Origin of the sequence: Loktanella sp. DSM 29012, from assembly GCF_900110705.1 — a bacterium.
GTDB classification, from domain to species: Bacteria; Pseudomonadota; Alphaproteobacteria; order Rhodobacterales; family Rhodobacteraceae; genus Loktanella; species Loktanella gaetbuli.
This window is the reverse complement of record NZ_FOEJ01000012.1, coordinates 1-19,231: the sequence shown is the minus strand read 5'-3', so window position 1 is coordinate 19,231 and position 19,231 is coordinate 1. Positions and strand designations below refer to the sequence as shown.

The following is a 19,231-nucleotide window of genomic DNA, read 5'->3' as shown; positions in this document are numbered from 1 at the left end:
GGCCTGACACCGCGCGAATATGCTAACCGGTCAAACGAAGACCAAAACCTGAACAGAGCTAACTCATAAATGAGGACTCTCTGGGGAGCAGGTCACAAGATGTCACTCAAACCGCTGTTCCCGTTCCTCATCTATTTGTCGGTCACGAACCCGCTCGCGTTCGATTTCCATTGCCAGTCCGTCTGACACCCTCTTCGCAGCCTTTGCTATATCTTCCCGCTCATGCTGCTTCAGTTCAGCAATGGCATCAGCCCTCGGCTGCATGACGTCTGCGCGGCTCCCAGACCATGACGATGGGGTGGCACGATCTGCATAAGCGTGAAGAACTGGTTCTGGCTCCGGTGCGGCTTCAAGGAACTCAATAGCAGATGACGTAATGGAAGAGCCGTCCCTGAGGCCATCGCCTTTCTCCCAAAGCTTGATGCCTGACGCAACCAACCCCCAGACATCAGGCTCGTTCCGTTGCTGACACCACTCTATCAAGTCGGCTACATCGATCTTGGAGAGAGGGCAGCGACGTATGCCGCCATACCGAATGAAAAATGTGCGTAGGTGTTGCTGGTCCTCTGTCCCCTGAAAAACACGGTTCAGAAATGCCATAGGCATCAGCCCCGCTGTCGTCTCAATTGCTTTTTCGAACGAATGGAAGAAGCCGTAGCGTTCGTCCACCACAGAGAAAATCGTATCCAACCACTCACTCTTTTCGGCGTCGTTGCCATCGAATCTAAGTGCGGCGTTAATGACGTTTTCCATACGATAGTCTTTGCTGCCACCAGGGTCGCTGTGATCTGCCAGCAGTGATTTGATTGCCGCCTTCAATCCAAGTTTCCTCAGCTCAGGACCCAAGGTATCGTCAGCAGGGTCGTTCCCGTGCAGCTTCATGCTCAGTGCTTCGAGCAGCGTGTCGTCTCCGTCCGCCTTCGCGAGTAATTTTTGTGCAAGCTCGACCAGACGTTCCGATGGGAGGTGAGCGTAGTTATCACGCCAAAGGATGGGGACAAACATCCAAGTGCGTGTTTCTTCGCGATCGAGCAGGGCCACGCACCGATCAAGATCGGCTTCTGTGAACTCGTTCCACGGATGCAAGCCCACAAGGACTTTCTGAAGTTGCGGGTGTTCAGCGCAATCATCTAAGAATTCTTTTGAAAGCCCGTTGTTGTTGGCAGCCACCTCTTCGATGAAACCACCGATCACCGCAAAGTCGTGGTTCGAGCCTGATGAATTGGCGAGGTGTTCCAGCAAGCCTTGCCAACCCTCACGATAATTGTGGGCCCCCTTCGCAAGGCCGATTCCGAAAGCTTTGCGATAAGGCATCCAGTCGTTTGAGAACAAGTCAGGCGCCAACTCATTGGGGCGACGGTCTGACGCTGCAAAGTTCTTACCCAAGTCTGTTGCCTTTGCAGTCAAACGATCCTCAGCCGCGCGATATTTGTCGTCGCTGCTGTCGTCGAACTCGTCATCAAGCGCCCAATGGTCATGGCCTTTGCCAAGCACGTATGTATTGATCTTTGCGATCAGGTCGCGAGGCTCCAGGTCCTGATCCAGGTCGGCCAAGTCTTGGGGAAGTGGCTCCGGCTCAGCTTCACCCTTCTCCCTCATGTGGTCGAAGTAGATGATCGAACGAACGGCCTTCCAGCCTGCTCCCCAAGGCTCGTGATCATTGATCGCCCGTGCTGCTTCGACCAGCCTATCCCGCATCGCTTCCTGATGCCAAAGACCGCGATACTCATTCGCCAGAACCTGCCGTGCACCGCTTTTGATGTCGTTGTCATCAGCGTTTGCAAGCCGCACTGCCAGGTCGACGAAAGCAGTGCGCCATTTTACGAGTTGATCGTGGTTGGGACGGTATCCATAGTCCCTTGGCCGTGCCCCAAACTCGTTCAGGCTAAAGCCCGTCCATGGCGGCCCATCCAAGGCCGTTGAAAGAAGCTTCAGGCCCAGGGACCGCCGTCCTGCACCCTCGGAACTTAGACACTCTTCTACGATCGCGAGGCGTTGCGCGAGGGATGCATGAGTGCCTGAAAGATAGGGCCGAAAGAAACCAGAAATCTTGTCTCTAACTGCATCATAGTTGTTGTTGTTATCTTCATGGTCCGCAACGCGGATCAGCAGTGCCATGCAGCGATCAAAGGCATGGGCCTCGTAGGCCAAAGACTTAAGCAGGTTGAGGATCGTGGTCCTACGGGGATTATGCTTCGGCTCCATTCCCTGAAAGTCTGGCGAGGTGAGTTCGGCTTCGATCCGATCAAGCAGTGCATCTGGTGCAACAGGCCCAATGTAGTCCAGTATCCTCGATCCATTCTCATCGAGGTCGGAAATACGGCCCAACAGGCCATCAGGTTGCAGCCATGCCTCAACAATCTCTCTGGCAACAGGGTGATCATGCATCAAGCCAAGCCTGTGAGCGAACGACATGCGAAGGCGACTGTTTCCTGGTGCCTCAAACGTTGATCTCAGGGTCTCTACAGGGATGCTGTCTAACGCAGAGCCTGCCAGTCTGTTTGCGACTGCATGGGGCAGTATTGCCCTCCAATGGGCTCTTTTCTGCACAACGTGACGGTCTACTAGCTTCTTGGTGGCTTTGAATAGTTGAGCCTTTGAGTGCCCTGAAATCGAGCCGAGGACTTCCAATTCGTTTGGACCGACCTCTGAGTCGGAAACCGAGAATGAGTATACCAACGACAGGGTCTCGGCCTGTTCCCGTAGGTCACCGTCTTCTCCCCTCCGCTGTTGGAACAGGCGGTCGAACAATTCTGCGTCTGACAGTTGGGCGAGGCTCTCACCGTGTTCAACTCTTTCAGCGATGGCCAAGGCAACTCTTGAATTGCCATCGGCAAACTCGGCGACTCGTCTTGCGTTACCCTGTCCAATTTCCGAAAAACGGCGCATCAGAAGTGCTTCGGCGACTTCGGGTCCATTCGCCTCGATGTGGATCACTTCCGTGGTTTGCGGCTTGTCATCTCTAATGTCGTATTCAACCGTGATCAGGCTGACATCACCACTTCCAGCAGACACCTTGGCTGCCAGCGCCGAATGCAGATCGGAGGGGCAGTTGTCGAGGACCATCACAGCGCGACGGCCTTCGGCAATCAGACGATCCAGCATAGCAGATGCGGACGGATCGGGATCTTGTCCGGTGTCGACGTAGACTGCGATAGTCCTATCGAGCGGATCAACGCCTACAGTATCGTCAAAGAGTGCCTGGACAATCCGTGTTTTGCCAACACCTGAAAGCCCCGTGACGCGGATCGCTTTGTTTGACGTGCGGATCAGCCGACGCATAGGTCCTATGGCGTCTTCGATTGATAGTTCCTGACCTCGCTCAGTCGGCACATGGACAGTCACGCCAGGAGCAGAGATGAGAGTGTCAGGTGACCCTTTGGGCGGGTTGCTCCAAGCACCGTAAGGTTGCCATCCCGAATATCCCTGACCAAGCTTTCCCTTCAGCCACAGCAACACCGACGGATGTTGCCGCACCCATTGGACCAGCTTCGAACGGTCGAAGAAATCGAGGTGGATGTTGGCCTTGTTTGGGTCATTGGCCAACGCTGCCCGCATTGCATCGAGGCGATCCTTTTTCATCGGTGGGGAACAATCGTCGGCGAGGCTCGCGAGGATGTAGCTTCCGCCAATCTGGGCTTGTTTTGCGATGGTGGGATTTAGTTCTCCATCCTTCAGCATTTCCTTTGAAATTGCTTTCGCCGACATGGAGTCTTTTTTGGCCTGAAGAACTGTATTTGCACGGCTCAGGAACCCAGTTTTCAGGTTGGTGCTGTCTACATGCACATGAATGTCGATGCCTTCATCTGGGGCCTTAATCGAGCCTGACCAACTCACACTCGCAGGGCTATGGCCATGTGTGGCGATCTCCGCCTCGGCCAGATAAGCTATCAACTCTTCGAGCCGTTCATCGGACAAGCGAAGCAAGTCATCCTTTTCAATATTGAAAATCGTCATCTCGCCACCGGAATACAACAAGTTGCGGTTGTAGCACGCGTCGCCCTCAACATCTAGGGCAGTGAGAGACGTATGAGCAAATCGAACAGGGGATGAAATCGAGGCGAGGATAATCAATCCTCACCAGCGTCACGTCGTTCCCATGCAGCCAAGAAACGACCAATGGTAGACTTTTGCTTTTCATCGAGGCCGTCGCCTCGCTGTGCTTCACTCAACCGCCGCCGGAACTCGTCCACATTTATTAGTCGGTCACCCTCACTAAAATCTGCATGTTGGCCGGACGAACTTTTTTACCGTAGCAAGTTTCGGAAACGGAAGGAGTCGAATGTCAGGTTTTCATGACCACCAACATAACCTCTTCGCAAGTGCGGCTAAAGTCCGCTTCCCGCCCAAATACACCCGGTTTAAGTGCAATGTTGGGCAAAAACGAAACAAGCAAACGCCTAATCGCGCCTGAAATGCGCCTCGCAAGGTTCACTGCTGCCCAAAACTTGATACAGGTCGGGAAGCACTTGGAATTCGGAGATTATGAACCTCGCCTCAAAATCCTTCTTGGGGTTCTTGATTGACCCTTTTGGCCGACACCCAAGGTCCCTGACCCTTCAAGTCAATGGTATCGCGGCACGCGGAGCGGGTTCGCCATGGATAGGGCTTGAAAGTATCGCGACGCGCCCATCGGTGAGAAAAGGTATTCTCTCGTCCTCGCTTTCGCTTGATCTTGGCAACGGCGGCAACCTGACGTTGCCTGCGGTGAATGCGTTGGCGGCCAGAACCTTTGCAGAGGCGGCTACGGTTGCGTGGACGAATTTCAATCGTGCGGAGCTGGAAAAAGAGGACGCCGCGGTCCGGCGCATCCTGCATTCGCTCGATGCGCTAAAAGGGCCGGAGATATATCCCGCCGCATGCCACGTGGCTCCGCTGGCGCGCGATGCTGTCGATCTGAATAGCCGGGTGCTCTCAAGGCTGAACGCCGAGGCCGTGGGGAGCAAGGTGATGTCACGAGTTGCCCCTATCGTGGCATTCGCATCCGATCCGAATGCCGTCCGTGATGCGGCGATTGAAACGTTCGTGGAGGCTCAGCTACTTCGTTGCAAGGATTTTCTGGACACAGTTGAGTCCATGCCTCTGACGCCAGAGCAGCGGCTGTCAGTCGTCGTCGACGAAGACGCAACTCTCGTTCTGGCTGGCGCAGGATCGGGCAAGACAAGCGTTATCACCGCTAAGGCCGCCTACCTCGTGAAGGTCGGGATTAGAAAGCCGAACGAGCTCCTGCTGCTGGCATTCGCGAAGGATGCAGCGACCGAAATGTCCGAGCGGATAGAGGCGCGGTGCGGCGTCCCAGTGGTGGCCCGCACCTTCCACGCACTGGCCTACGAGATCATCGGTGAGGTGGAGGGCGAGAAGCCGCCCCTTGCGCCGACCGCGACAGACGACAAGGCCTTCTTGTCCCTGGTAAAGGAGATTTTGCGCCACATCGTGGCGACCGCGAACGAGATTGCGCAGACCGTCATCGGCTGGTTTGCCGGCTTCTTCGATGACTTCCCGACAGAGTGGGACTTCAAAACGAAACACGAATGGTATGCGCAGATCGAGAGTCGCAACCTTCGGACGCTACAAGGCGAGACGGTGAACAGCTTTGAAGAGCTTTTGATCGCCAACTGGTTGTTTCGGAACGGCATCGCTTACGAATACGAGCCGAGCTATGAGCACAAGCTCCAGAAGACCGGGCGCCGCGTCTACACACCCGATTTCCGGCTGACTGAGAGTGGCGTCTACATCGAGCATTTCGGCGTGCGAAAAAAACGCGGCAGGGACGGCAAAGAGGAGTTAATTACGGCACCCTATGTCGATCGCGACGAATATCTTGAAAGTATGGACTGGAAGCGGCAGGTCCACGCCGAGCACGAGACGGTGCTGGTCGAGACCTACAGTTGGGAGCGTGAAGAGGGCCGGCTGCTCGACGCGCTTGCCGAGAAGCTCGAGCCCTACGTCACGCTACGACCGATCCCGGACATCGAGATCTATGACCGTGTGGCCGAGGTCGGGGTGGTGGACGGCTTTACCTCGCTGATGACCACCTTCCTGCGTCACTTCAAGAACGGCGGCTACCGGATCGAAGACTGCTCCGACAAGGCCCGATCGCTGAGGATGGGCAAAAGGGCGGAGGCCTTCCTGACGATCTTCGGGGCCGTGTTCCGGGAATATCAGTCCCGCCTGGGCGATCGGATTGACTTCGAGGACATGGTGAACCGAGCCACAGCCCTCGTCGAAAGCGGGAGCTACCAGAGCCCGTTCCGGCATATTCTTGTCGACGAGTTTCAGGACATCTCCACCGGGCGGGCGAAGCTGATCCAGGCGCTCAAGCGCCAGCATGCTGATGCAAAGGTGTTTGCCGTCGGCGATGACTGGCAGTCGATTTACCGCTTTGCCGGGTCGGACATCCACATCATGCGCAACTTCGGCGCGGAATTCGGCGGCACCTATGCAGGGGCCACTGGCGTCCATCGGACCGTCGATCTTGGTAGGACTTTCCGTTCGGTCGACAAGATCGCCCTGGCGGCCCGCCGCTTCGTTCTACGCAACCCGGCACAGATCACCAAAAAGGTGATACCGGCAGGCGAGACGGACGAGCCTTCGATCAGGGTCGCCTGGACGCGCCGCGACACCGGGGAGATGGTTTTGAACGACGCCGTGGCTGCTCTTGCCGTCATAGAAGGGAAGGGTGGCGAGAAACCATCAATTTTGATCCTCGGTCGATATCGGTTCCTAAGGCCCGATGTCGCGAGGCTCCAGCGCCAGAACCCTGGGGCGACGATCACCTTTAAGACAATCCATGCCTCAAAGGGCCTCGAGGCGGATCATGTAATCATCCTTGGCGCCGACAACGCAAAGATGGGCTTCCCGTCGATGATCGTCGATGATCCGTTGCTCAGCCTGGTCTCGCCCGAGGCTGAGCCATATCCGAATGCCGAAGAGCGGCGCGTCATGTATGTTGCCGTAACCCGAGCTCGACGAACCGTGACCATCCTTGCATCCGAGGCGCGCCCCTCCGCCTTCGTCGAAGAGCTGATGAAGGAACCGGAGTTCGACGTAGTCGTGCCCTTGGAGGCGCAGAAGCACACTCACACTTGTCCAGGGTGCGGTGGGCGTCTGCTGCACATGGCTGGAAAGGATGGTCGCGACTGGTATCGATGCGAGCACGTGAAGTTGTGCGGCTGTAGTATGCCAGCTTGTCCAGCTTGCGGCGTCGGCCTCCCCATCCGTTCCCAGACCAGAGCAGGATTGGTTTGCACTGATTGCGGCGAGACTCAGCAAGCTTGTCCAAGTTGCCACGCTGGATGGCTTGTCGAACGGCGCGGCCGCTATGGCGCATTCCTTAGCTGTGTTCGTTTCCCGGACTGCGACGGCAAAACCAAGCAGAAAAAAACATGACATTCTGAATGAGCGCGACGGGTGCGCAATTAGATACAAAAGACGAAGGTCCGCGGGGGCAATTTGGACCTGTCTCGGCTTGGTGCCGCCCCCAGTTCTCATTTTAGCTACCGTGCGTTCGAAAGCGATGAGAATTTTCCAGCCGAGTGCTGAGTGATAACCGTAAAGTTGACGTAACGTCATGTTTATATTGGGCACGGAACGAGGCCGCGAAAATCGTCCCTAAGAGATCAAAAATCGTTTTGAAGGCACTGAGTTGGGAGCCTCAACCGGTTTGCGAAAGAGAGTAGGGGAAGTGATTTTCGCAAATATAACAGTGTGTTGACGAATCTTTCGCTGCTCGTCAACTGTAGCCTTGACAGTGGGTTTGCACAAAGTCGTGGATAACCGATTCAAAAGATTCGATTTTTTCGCAGATCCCGCGATAATCGATCCCGAGGCCAGCGAGAAAGGAGACCGCTACCAGAGGTAGATTTAACAAAAAAAACCCGACCACAAGGGCCGGGCTTCATAGTCGAGAACAGGCGGACCCGCTCTAATACTCAAGGCAAAGCCTTACACGCGCATACGAAAAGCGCAAGTGGTTCTTCCTTCTCGACGCTTAAATCCCCGACGCAGCGTTCTGCGTCGAACCAATAGATTTGTGCGCATAAAGGATGACCGACGCATGATTGCAAATGAAAATCACCGGCCGAAACCGAGCCGGGCCAGTCGATCTATACCCAAGAAAACCAAGGGCTCTATCGTAGGTCAGTTGACTTTTGGTGAAGAGCACGGGCAGGGGCAGTGCCTCGTTTTTGAAAGCAAGCTTGAGCGTGATGTGGCGCTCGTATCGATCTACGCGCCAGGCGTTGTCGACATCGAGGATCAGGTTGGTCCTGTGCATTGGGTCGATGCCACGGGCAAAAGTCGCAAACATACTTTCGATTTCAAGGTTACGACGGTTCGAAGAAGCGGAAAGACTGAACGTGTCGCATTGGTCGTAAAGCCAGAGCGGCGAGCTCAAACGGCGAAGTTTCGGGATCAGATCGAACGAGTGGCCCGCTCAGCAGTGCCGACCTTTGCTGACAAGGTTTGTATCGTTACGGAAGCGAACGTCTGCGAGAAATCCCTGACCAGAGCGATACAGCTTCATGGCGCTCGAATTCCAGTGCCGGAAATTGATACGATGCTGGGTGAAATTTCAAACATCAAGTCATGGACTGTGATCCGCGACGCCCTTTCAACTGTAGGGCTTGGCCCAGAAGGGTTCGGCGGGATCCTCAGGCTCGCACTTCTGAAGAGGATTGTCTTCGAAGCAGATGGCCTTGTCACGATGTCCAGCCGTATCAGGTCGAGAGAGGGCGGCTATGTCTGAACCTTTTCGACCAGCAAGCATGGAGCCGGGCACAAGATTCCGTGCGAACAATCGACCAGGAACATGCTTTCAAGATATTGGAACGAGCATTCTCGTTGGCTGGGATGAAGTGATCGACAAAAACACCGGCGTCATCTCTCCAGCGAGCACTGATATTGTGTCAAAAGATGAGGTCGGACGTTTGTTGCGGTCCGGCAATTTGCAGATCCTGACCCTTCCAGGCACTGCTTTAGATACCGACGAGACACGGCGCGCGCGAATTGAAATTTACAAGCCTGGGAGCGGTCTGAACGAACGGGCATTATTTCGGCTGAGCTACATTGAAGCGATCAAGTTGCTGATCGACGATGGCGTTTTGCCCGAGCAGCCACGTCGTTGTGATATCGAGACGCATTTGGACGACATTGAAGCGGCGCGGCGGACAATCCGTCGGAAACGTCGGGCGGCCTGCGGCGGTCGCAGGCGGGCTGGTGGTAAGGAAGTAGGCCATATTGAGACAGAGTGTGCTCGGTCTATTCATGATTGGTGGAATGCCTTTGTCGCTGATCCAAGCCTCGGTGTTTACGACAACTACAATAAATCGGGGAACCGAACACCACGTTATAGCACGTCAGAAGATGATTATTTCCGAGGTGTCATCGACGAGATGCTTACGCTGGAACGACCTCATTTGGCCGCTATAGTAGATAGCGTTCGGGCGGCAGTAGTGGTTGAAAACGATCGGCGAGCGAAAGCTAATCCACCGCTATTGCCAATGCAAAAACCGGGGCGTGACTACGTCACAAAACTTATCAAACAAATTTCCCCTGTCGATTTTTGGTCGAGGACGAAAGGAAACGATGTTGCCTATCGCGATCTACATACCCTTGGCTTGGGACTACAGCTTACAGCTCCACTGCAGCGGGTAGAGATTGATGAGCAGACGGTCGATCTGATGACCTTGTTGAGGGAAGCAAAAATTGTCGACTCGTTAGGTCCGGCAGGGCTTGCCGCGCTCAATTTTAACGTCGCGAAGGCGAGGGTTACGATATCAGCTGCCTTAGATTGTTATACAGGATGTCTATTGGCATTCCAAATCACCAACAAGCCAGATCAAAATCTGACCAAGCGCACGATCGAGATGATCTACCTTGATAAAACGAGCATTGCTCGTGCTGCTGGTGCTGTGAGTGATTGGGATCATTCTGGCCAACCAACCGAATTGGCGCTGGACAAAGGGGGGACCTACATCAGCGAAGAGGCTTATCTTCTTCTCGCATCATCAGGCATCATCAACTTCAGTCTGCCGGGTGGGCACCCGTTTCTGAAAGGAGGTATCGAAGGCTTTTTCAGAACGCTTTCTGGAGCGCTTATGCCTCATCTTGTCGGCCGCACCTTTAAAGATGTCGTCGCAAGAGGTGAAAATGATCCTGAAAAACGTGCATTGATCGACATCGATACTTTCCTTCGTATGCTCACGGTTTGGGTGGTCGATGTTTACCACAATACCCGGCCAACTCGGAGCGGAAGCCTGAGTCCAAATGAGCGTTGGGCGCGGGCCATGAAAGAAGTCCCGCCGAACGTCCGGACGGACGATCGCCGGCTTTGCAAAGTGTTCGGCGATTTCAAGACACGCACCCTTAGACGGGAAGGTCTCTCCGTGGGCGGTATTCTTTACCAATCACCGGAGCTTGCTGAGTGGCTTGTGAAAGAAAGTCAGCGCAAGATCGATATTTGGTGGTGGCACAAGAAAATTGGTAGGATTGAAGTGCGCCTACCTGATGGGCGCGAAATTTCGGTTCCTTGCAAGGATCCTGACTGGGCTGACGCATCCTACGCAGATCTCACCGCATTCTACGATGCAATCGGAGACATTGATCCGAAAGATGAGCTGATAGCTGCAACCGCTTTGCGTAACATCGACAAAGAGGTTTTGGCGATGAAACGGCGCCTTCATGGCCTGCTTCCTCTTGCGCCGACGGAGGCCGATTTGAAACGTCGCGAGGCTGACATGCAACGCTTCATGAAAACTCGCAATCAAGAAAGGCCGGAAACACGCCCATTGTTCGGTGATGTGGTCGATATTTCAGTGCCCAACGATCCGTCCGCGTTAGCGGCTGATCAAGACGATCATTCGATCGACAAATCCCCCGACGATTACAGCGATATTCTGGAGTGAACCCATGCCTGATCAAGTGACAACCGCCACCGCACCAGAAGACACAGTTGAGCTGCCGAACGCTGACTGGATACGCACGCGTTATATGAAAAACCAGCGGGACGAACAGCTCCTCGACGTTCTGGAGGAGGCCCTGAACTTTCCAAGAGATGCAAATCAACGAGCCACGCCGGCCCGGTTTGGGCGACACAAGGAAACCCGGGGTATTATCGTCACCGCGCCCAGCGGCGAAGGCAAGACCACACTGCTCGATCGAAATCTGGCCGAGCTACCCGGTCTTGGGTTCTACGATGGCCACGCAGGCAACGTCTTGATGGTTACGGTAAATCCCGATGCGACGCTGAAGGGCTTGGCGATAAGTATCCTGAGCGAGACGGGCTACGACGTTGACCCGACAAAAATACAGGTCGCTCCCGCGTGGGAGATGGTCAGTCATCGTATGAATATGCTTGGTACCAGTGTTCTTTGGATTGATGAGGCCCATCATCTTTTGACTTCAGGGCCCGGTCGCGATGCAGCTACGGCATTGCGGCGCCTCAAATCAATGCTGCAGGGGGAGCATGCTATTGTGGTGGTTCTGTCCGGTATCAGCAAGCTGGCAGAACTTCTTGGAAGAGATGAGGAGACAAATAGGCGTTTCTTCAAGCTGTCTCTTGGCCCCGTGCGGACGACAGGGGAGCGCGCAAAGCTCGAGCGATTTATCCAAGCGCTTATTCATCATTCAGGTATTGAACCGGTTGACGATCCCCAGTTCTCAGACCGTCTCCTGGCGGCGAGTAACGGCTCTTTGGGAAACGCAATCGATCTTGTGGCGCGTTGTATTTCGCGCGCGACGGATAAAGGAGATGCGTGTCTCGAACTACGCCACTTCCGCCGTGCCCACCGCCTCAATGGTTGGGCTGGAACGATTGGCCCTTTCGATGACGAACCATGGGATGCGCTGAAACTTGTTTTGGAGGAATATGAGGGGAAGGCTGCATGAGTTCGCTTTCTCCACACTTGCCACTAAAGCCAGGTGAAAGCGCGACGGGCTTTGCCCTTCGACTTGGCCAATTTCATACGGGCAAATCCGACCTGCAACTTTTGCGCCACCTCGGCATTGATGCCATGGCATTACTGTCGGGTGATCAGCAGGCAGTTGCTAAATTGGCAGATATTGCAAATGTTGACCTCGATCGCCTCCAAGATGGCGCGATTGCCCGCTTCACGCGACACCGCGAGTTCAGAGCTGAACGCTGGTCTCGTTCTTTCGTTCGCCCCGATGGTGCGCGCTATTGCCCGAAGTGCTTGCTGGAGGACGGATGTCAAGCATGGGATCGCTTCGCAAGGATCTCTTGGCGAATCCGCCCGGTGCGGCTTTGCGCAGAACACGGTGTTGTCCTTGCAGCGTGTTCGGAGCGGAAATGGAGCGATAGGCCGATAACTTTTTTAAATGCAGCAGGACTGTCGGACACGTTGAAATCAGCGGATATGGTCGAAGTCGGCAACTATGATAAATGGATTTTAGATCGCATATCGGGCCGGGCGTCAGAGCAGGGCGATTTTCTGTCGTCTCAGACGCTGGAGCAGGGCGTCCGAGTCTGCGAGATGCTTGGGGCGACTTTAACATACGGCCTCGACGTTGCGGCGACTCGGCTGTCTGAAGCTGAACTCGCCGAAACCGCAGCGCATGGATTCGACATTGCGCGGCGCGGCAATGAAGCCGTCATGGACGCTCTCAGCGAAATCAGGGCGCTTTCACAGTCTACAGCGGGCCAGGCAAAATTCAGAGCGATGTATGGCAACTTCTACGAATGGGTTCGTTCGGCTGGAGGAGATACGGAGCCGGGGCCGATCCGGGACTTGCTGAGGGACCATATTTTGAAGACCACGGCACTTGGACGCGGCGAAAAGGTTCTGGGTCACGAGATTATAGAAAGACAGATGCACTCTGCATATTCCCTATCGCTTGCAACTGGCCTCCATCCAAAACGCCTTCGCAAGGTTTTGGTTCGACTTGGCATCGCTTCAGCCGATTGCGATGACCTCGACTACAACCTCTTGGTGTTTCCCGTCGGCGACACCGAAAAGCTTTGCCAAGATATTTTGACGGCTGTCCCGCTGTCGCGACTGCCAGATCAAATTGGGTGCACCCGAACCCAAGCAGAAAGCATTTATAGGGGCGGGTTAATCCGCCCGATTTCCAATCCTGGTGACGGGATTGGCAGGATTGATTTCGCTCGGTCTGAGATTGACCGCTTTTTGAAGTGGATCGAGGACTTGCCTCTCATCGCGGTTACCGGCGCTGTTGATCTAACTCGGGCAGCGAAAATGACTTCGCTTTCAACAGCGGAGATTCTTCGCCGCGCTCAGGCTGGCAAACTTGCGGTCGGCCGTAGAACTGCCGAGCCAGGGGTGAATGCGATACTCGTTCCGATGACTGAGATCCAGGAAATTCAAGTTGATACGCGAGGCCCCCCGACCTTGGCATAAGTATCATCTGCGTTGAGAGAAGGGCCCGTAATTTGCGGGCCCTTTTTCGTAGTGGTTCGTTCTACCGTCGTGGAAAAGTTTTGCCCGTATTGCGACGGAACTTTGTCCGTATTGAATTTTCATACCTTGTTTTCATTGGTGTTATGAGGTCTTTTGGGAAGAACTATGCTCGCAGCACCACCCGAATTTTCTGCGAAAATTCGGGGCTTCAGCGTTCCGCTTCGGTTTGACCGGACGCGGACGTAGATCGGGCCGCAGGCATAAAACATTCCGAGCGGTGAACCAATCGAGCCTGATCGACGAACCTCAAAGGGCGCCCCTGTGGCGCCCTTTTTTTCCATCCTGTGTCGTGTTGCGGTTGGCCTCGTGACCCCGGTCAGACGCCGATGAAACGCACGCCGTCCATGGCGGCGATCCGCTGCACGTCTTCTTCGTAGAGGTCGCTCAACTCCTGGATGTCGTCGGCGGTCATGCCCGGCAGATCGACGGTTTCCTCGATTTCCTCATCCAGCGCGTATTTGTCCAAGAATGCCGCGATGACCCGCCGTTTCTGGGACAATGTCTTCGGCGGGTGGGCGTTGAGGTAGTTGATGTAGCGGTTCATGCCCTCGTTCGACATGATTGTGGCCAGCAGGTCATGCGCGCCGTTGATCTTGGTGTCCTGCGGCAAGCCTGTCAGCGCCAGCACGATTTCGTCCCAGATCAGCGGCGTATCCTCGTTGCACCAGACCGTCAGCGTCAGATGCGGTGCCACCTGGAGGATGCGTTCGATCATGTCGGACCAGCGGATGTCGAACGGGTCCTTGCCGGCCATGAATTCTTCAAAGGTTTCGGACTTCGACTTGCGGAACGCATCGGGCAAGAAGGTCGCCGGATCGCGAATGGCAAGAAAGATATCCAGGTCATCCTGCGGAAACAGCTGCAACATCCCCCGCAGCTTGAATTCGGTCTGCGCATACAGCACGCCGGATTCGAAAATGCGGTTGGGAATGCAGATGAAATTCGAGTTGCTCAGCACCATGCGGTCCGGCGTTTCGTCGGACAGGATCGAATCCAGCATGATCTGACGGGTATCGGGGGCAGGGGGCAGACCGTTGAGGTTCTGGATCGTCTCGCGCAGCAGCCGGCGGTATTTGCCAGGCCCGGGGGCCGCGATATCGTGCTCCTTGAGGATGGCACCGTTTTTCAGGATCGTGCGGATCAACCGGTCTTCGTCCGTGCAATTTGCGCCGAGGTGCAGGGCGATTTCCATAAAAGAGCCTGTTTTCAGTTCCGGACGGTTTGTCGCAATATAACGGGAAATCTGGACAGCGAAACAGCTATCGGTTAGCGCAAGGCATGTCCGACCAAACTGCTCAGATATTGTCACAACCGGGCCGTCCGGCCCGCCGCAGGGTCAACCTGTGGTCGGTCGGTGCGCTGTTGATCGCATTGATCGTGATTGCCCCGCTGGTGGCCGTCGTCTGGTTTGCGCTGAACCCCACCGAAAACATCTGGCCGCATCTGTTGCGCACCACCTTGCCACGCTACCTGACGAACACAGGATTGCTGATGGCAGGCACGGGGTTGCTGACGGGTGTCGTCGGCACGGCCTGTGCCTGGCTGGTGGTCATGTACCGGTTTCCCGGGCGTGGCTGGCTGCAATGGGCGCTGCTGATGCCGCTGGCGGTGCCGGCCTATGTCGGGGCCTATGCGCTGGTGGATCTGCTGGACTATGCGGGGCCGGTCCAGACCACATTGCGCAACACATTCGGCTGGGCCACGTCGCGCGATTACTGGTTTCCCCAGATCCGCACCCGTTGGGCGGCGGTCGTGGTGATCGGTGCCTCGCTTTATCCTTATGTCTACCTGCTGACCCGTGCTGCATTCCGCGAACAATCGGGTGCGGGATACGAGGTCGCCCGCGCGCTGGGTGTCGGGCCCTGGGGCCGATTTGGCCGGGTCGGGCTACCGCTCGCGCGGCCTGCGATCGCGGCGGGTGTGGCCGTGGTGATGATGGAAACCGTCAACGATTTCGGCACCGTGGATTATTTCGCGGTGCAGACGCTGACAACGGGAATCTTTTCGGTCTGGCGGCAGGGGGGCAACCTGGGGGGGGCCGCGCAGATTGCCTGTGTCATCCTGACGGTGATCGTCGTGCTCGTCACGCTGGAAAAGAAAAGCCGCAGGCGCGCCCGCTTTGCCGCCGGGGCGCGCAATGTGCGCCCGGTCGAACCCGTGGCCCTGCACGGCTGGCGGGCCTGGATGGCGACAGTGATCTGCACCATTCCGGTGCTGGTGGGCTTTGTCCTGCCGGTCAGCGTGATCGCATCCCATGCGATGAATGCCGCTGAATGGGCCGCACCCGGACTCGCACAGGCGATGACGCGTACGCTGATCATTTGCGGCAGTGCTGCGGTTCTGGCCGTGTTGGGCGGCGTTTTCATGGTCTACGGTACACGCCTGTCGGGCCGCCGTTTGCCGCAATTGTTGTTGCCTCTCACGGCGCTTGGATATGCGGCACCCGGTGCGGTGCTTGCCCTTGGCATTCTGGTGCCGCTGGCGGCATTCGACAACCGGCTGGCCGATCTTGTGCTGGCGGTGACCGGAACAGACCCGGGCCTGATGCTGACGGGCAGCGCGGGCGTGGTCGTTCTGGCCTATGTGGTGCGATTCTTTGCCATTTCAGAGGGGAGCGCTGACGCAGCCCTGGGTCGTATCCCGGCCAGTCTGCCGATGGCGGCGCGCTCGCTGGGGAAATCCGCAGGCCAGACGCTGGCCCGCGTGCATGTGCCCCTGATCAGCGCCAGTATCGGATCGGCCCTGCTGCTGACATTCGTGGACGCGGTCAAGGAATTGCCTGCGACGCTGATGCTCTATCGTCACGATACCCTGTCCACGCGGGTCTACGCCAAGGCATCGCTCGAGGATATTTCGGGGGCCGCCCCTGCCGCGCTGATCATCTGCGGGGTAGGCCTGTGCGCGGTGCTGCTTCTTGCGCGCGCAAACCGATGATTTGGTACAAAGCGGGCTTGCGTTTTCCCACGTGCGTTTTTATAGCAGCGCCAACGGTCGACCCAAGAGTCCACCGGCCCCTATAGCTCAGCTGGTAGAGCAACTGATTTGTAATCAGTAGGTCCGCGGTTCGAGTCCGTGTGGGGGCACCATTTTACAACGCAAAGCATTGAAAACGTTCAGCTAATTATGATTTAGCAGGAACCGTAGAACATGCCGAAGTACATTTATGCGCCCCATACCTTCGTTAAAGATGGGATATTTTACTTCATCAGACGAATCCCAGTGGACGTCAGGAAGCATTATACTGCGACCAAAATCTCTCATTCATTGAAGACTAGATTACCCCAAGTGGCCGCATCACGCGCCATGCGAACTGCCAGCCAACTTGATGAGTATTGGTATCAGTTGAAGTGCCAAGATGTTCAACTTCCCGGTCAGCACCTTTTGAAGACATCCAGCATAGTCGTTTCGCGTCATGGCCATACAACAGACGTCAAAACCACTACCCTCAATGTTTCGGACTGTGTTGAAATTTACTTAGGCCAAAAAGGGGTAGGGAAGGGCGATACATTCAAGCGGGCAGCAACTCGGAACTGCGGATACGTGATCAAATACTGCGGTAACCTCTACATTGATCAACTAACGAAGGCTCATGCAAACAAGCTTCGTGACGCGCTGGTAGCGAAAGGCATGGCAGGTAGCAGCATTGCCCGGATACTCGGGACTGTTCGTTCTGTGTTGAACTTTGCTGCCAGTGAGGAAGGAATTGATTTCAGGAACCCTTTTGGGAGCGTCTATTTTGATCGATCTGCCAAGGTTCAAGTTCGCAGTCCGGTTCAGGCTCATGATATCAAAATTGTACAGGCTGCATGTCACAAGATGGATGACGACGTTCGCTGGCTTGTAGCTCTAGTAGCAGACAGCGGAATGCGCATTGCAGAGGCTGCAGGGCTTAGCTGTGAGGACATTCAAGTTGACGATGATGGCAATATATCGGTCCAGATCATTCCCCACCCATGGCGACGCTTGAAAACTAGCCAAAGCGAACGAACAATACCATTGGTTGGATCCTCGGCATGGGCAGCGAAACGCATCTTAGCATCACAAGGACAAGGTAGTTTTGCCTTTCCTAGATACAACAAGACCGACGTTACGAATGCCAACTCCGCAAGTGCTGCAGCAAACAAATGGCTAAGAGCATACTTGCCAGAGGGAACGTCCATGCACGGATTCCGACACTCAATGCGGGACAGGCTTAGGGCTGTTGAGTGTCCCGCTGATATTGTTGACCAAATCGGAGGGTGGGGTACGGTTGGTGTTGGTCAGTCTTATGGCTCTGGTTATCCCGTTGCAGTTCTTCGCAAGTATATGGATAAAATTTCTTATAACATCTAAAGATGTTTCACGAGAATTCAAATTGTATTAGCTGGTGTTTAAAGTAAAGCATCTTCTAATTCGCGAAAAGCGCTATCAAGGAAGTTCAGGACTGAAATGTTTGCGTTACTATTTGAGATGAAGTTTCCACCTCCCGCCATAACTTCAAACAGCCCGTTAAGTCCACCTATATTTTCTGGTCGGACAAGTGAAATGTCAACACTTCCATAACACTGGCCGTTATTCAATCTTTTTGCGCTAACGAATATCATAAAGGTCCATTGACTATTTTCGTCTGATATCTCATAGCCCAGATTTTTAAGCTTATCCTCCGAGTAGATCTGTGATTCCCCCAAATTAGTCCAACATCCATCAATTGCGTTGTCATCCACAATGACGCGAATGGGGTCAAAATTAACTGGTTCTACATTTTTAGACCAGACAATTGCCGATGCTGTATTTGGAAGGAAGCTGAAAGCCAGTACTATTAAAAAAAAGGCACTCCGAAGTAGTTTGAAGCCAAATGAATGGACAGTCGTTAAATATGATATAGTTCGGCGAAAAAGATGCCTGATGAAGTAAAATATCCCATCTTTAACGAAGGTATGGGGCGCATAAATGTACTTCGGCATGTTCTACGGTTCCTGCTAAATCATAATTAGCTGAACGTTTTCAATGCTTTGCGTTGGAAAATGGTGCCCCCACACGGACGTTGTGGATTGTGTTGTGTTCCTGTTGCAGGCACCGCGAAGGTAGGAAACGTTAGCAAAACAAGGGATATCGTACATTGAAGTTCTGGGTCAACAGGCACCAAATGTACTACGGTTTGTTCTACGGTAGCCTGACAGGGGCTAGAAGGTGATCTTCAAGCGGACTTTGCCTTCCTATGGTTCAATGACGCATGCGACACACAGGGCTACCAAGGGCCATACTGTGGCGTCTTGTGGGCTTGACGGGTTGGTTCAGCAATCTTCAAGATGACGCTGACAGAGGCTTGTACGGGCCGCCATGACCCCAGTGCGAGTGCCACCCCGCCCCCTAGGCGATATTGTGTACAGGCCCGTCCTAAAATCAGAGTTTCAGGTTCCGTAAAACGGTAGTTCAAACCAACGTCATGCAGCCAGATCATGCATGGGGTGCAGTCCAACCGACATTTGACAGGTTTTGAATGCGGTGGGTGCGCTAGCTGACAAGTATCAATCCGCTAAGTCGTCTTAGTATGGGTATAAGACCCTATTTGGAAGAGTGTGGTGAAGATAGCGGTGTAAGGGAGGATGTAACAGAGGTGGTATATGAGGGAGAAGTTACCATTTAGATACAGGTGGTTAGAGGTACCTAGTCTAAATTGGTGATGTTAGGGGTAGCCTCGGGGTAGAAGGTGGTTGTGGCTGACCTGCTCCCCTAAAAAGTCCGCGATTTGGGGTTAGTCTGTTCCTTGTAAAGGAGACGGACGATGAAGCGATCAAGGTTCACGGAAGAACAGA

At 54.7% G+C, this 19,231-nt stretch carries 10 protein-coding genes and 1 tRNA gene; 8 read left to right on the top strand and 3 right to left on the bottom strand.

Going from position 1 to position 19,231, the window contains the following annotated elements:
* Positions 1 to 102: 102 nt before the first annotated feature.
* On the bottom strand, positions 103 to 3,957 hold the full coding sequence (locus BMX27_RS16345; RefSeq protein ID WP_090161540.1) for a hypothetical protein: 3,855 nt from the start codon (positions 3,955 to 3,957) through the stop codon (positions 103 to 105).
* A 528-nt stretch (positions 3,958 to 4,485) separates the two neighbouring features.
* Between BMX27_RS16345 and BMX27_RS16340 the strand changes: the two genes are divergently transcribed.
* The 5 genes from BMX27_RS16340 (at position 4,486) to BMX27_RS16315 (ending at position 13,376) form a co-directional block, all read left to right on the top strand.
* The gene (locus BMX27_RS16340; protein ID WP_256212604.1) at positions 4,486 to 7,389 is read left to right on the top strand and encodes a UvrD-helicase domain-containing protein; all 2,904 of its coding nucleotides are present in this window, start codon (positions 4,486 to 4,488) and stop codon (positions 7,387 to 7,389) included.
* A 667-nt stretch (positions 7,390 to 8,056) separates the two neighbouring features.
* Positions 8,057 to 8,746 (top strand): PDDEXK family nuclease, encoded by a 690-nt coding sequence (locus BMX27_RS16335; protein ID WP_090161534.1) that lies wholly within the window; start codon positions 8,057 to 8,059, stop codon positions 8,744 to 8,746.
* A complete protein-coding gene (locus BMX27_RS16780) occupies positions 8,739 to 10,904 on the top strand; it encodes a Mu transposase C-terminal domain-containing protein (RefSeq protein ID WP_177172769.1) in 2,166 nt (721 codons plus the stop codon). Before BMX27_RS16335 ends, BMX27_RS16780 begins: the two co-directional genes overlap by 8 nt.
* Positions 10,905 to 10,908: 4 nt before the next feature.
* Complete coding sequence (locus BMX27_RS16320; RefSeq protein WP_090161522.1) at positions 10,909 to 11,886, top strand: ATP-binding protein; 978 nt, start codon at positions 10,909 to 10,911, stop codon at positions 11,884 to 11,886.
* Positions 11,883 to 13,376, top strand: a complete 1,494-nt coding sequence (locus BMX27_RS16315) for a TniQ family protein (RefSeq protein WP_090161519.1) — start codon at positions 11,883 to 11,885, stop codon at positions 13,374 to 13,376. The genes BMX27_RS16320 and BMX27_RS16315 overlap by 4 nt, the downstream gene beginning before the upstream one ends.
* 376 nt (positions 13,377 to 13,752) lie before the next feature.
* Here BMX27_RS16315 and BMX27_RS16310 read toward each other — a convergent pair whose 3' ends face one another.
* Complete coding sequence (locus BMX27_RS16310; RefSeq protein ID WP_090161516.1) at positions 13,753 to 14,628, bottom strand: hypothetical protein; 876 nt, start codon at positions 14,626 to 14,628, stop codon at positions 13,753 to 13,755.
* Positions 14,629 to 14,714: 86 nt separating this feature from the next.
* Here BMX27_RS16310 and BMX27_RS16305 point away from each other — a divergent pair, with 86 nt between their 5' ends.
* The 3 genes from BMX27_RS16305 to BMX27_RS16295 all read left to right on the top strand — a co-directional run bounded on the left by BMX27_RS16305 (position 14,715) and on the right by BMX27_RS16295 (position 17,768).
* A complete protein-coding gene (locus BMX27_RS16305) occupies positions 14,715 to 16,370 on the top strand; it encodes an ABC transporter permease (RefSeq protein ID WP_090161513.1) in 1,656 nt (551 codons plus the stop codon).
* Between the two features lie 76 nt (positions 16,371 to 16,446).
* Positions 16,447 to 16,522: transfer RNA gene (locus BMX27_RS16300), tRNA-Thr, on the top strand.
* Between the two features lie 61 nt (positions 16,523 to 16,583).
* Positions 16,584 to 17,768, top strand: coding sequence for a DUF6538 domain-containing protein (locus BMX27_RS16295; RefSeq protein WP_090161510.1), 1,185 nt, complete (start codon positions 16,584 to 16,586; stop codon positions 17,766 to 17,768).
* 38 nt (positions 17,769 to 17,806) lie between these two features.
* Here BMX27_RS16295 and BMX27_RS16775 read toward each other — a convergent pair whose 3' ends face one another.
* Complete coding sequence (locus BMX27_RS16775) at positions 17,807 to 18,379, bottom strand: hypothetical protein (protein ID WP_143056845.1); 573 nt, start codon at positions 18,377 to 18,379, stop codon at positions 17,807 to 17,809.
* Positions 18,380 to 19,231 lie beyond the last annotated feature (852 nt).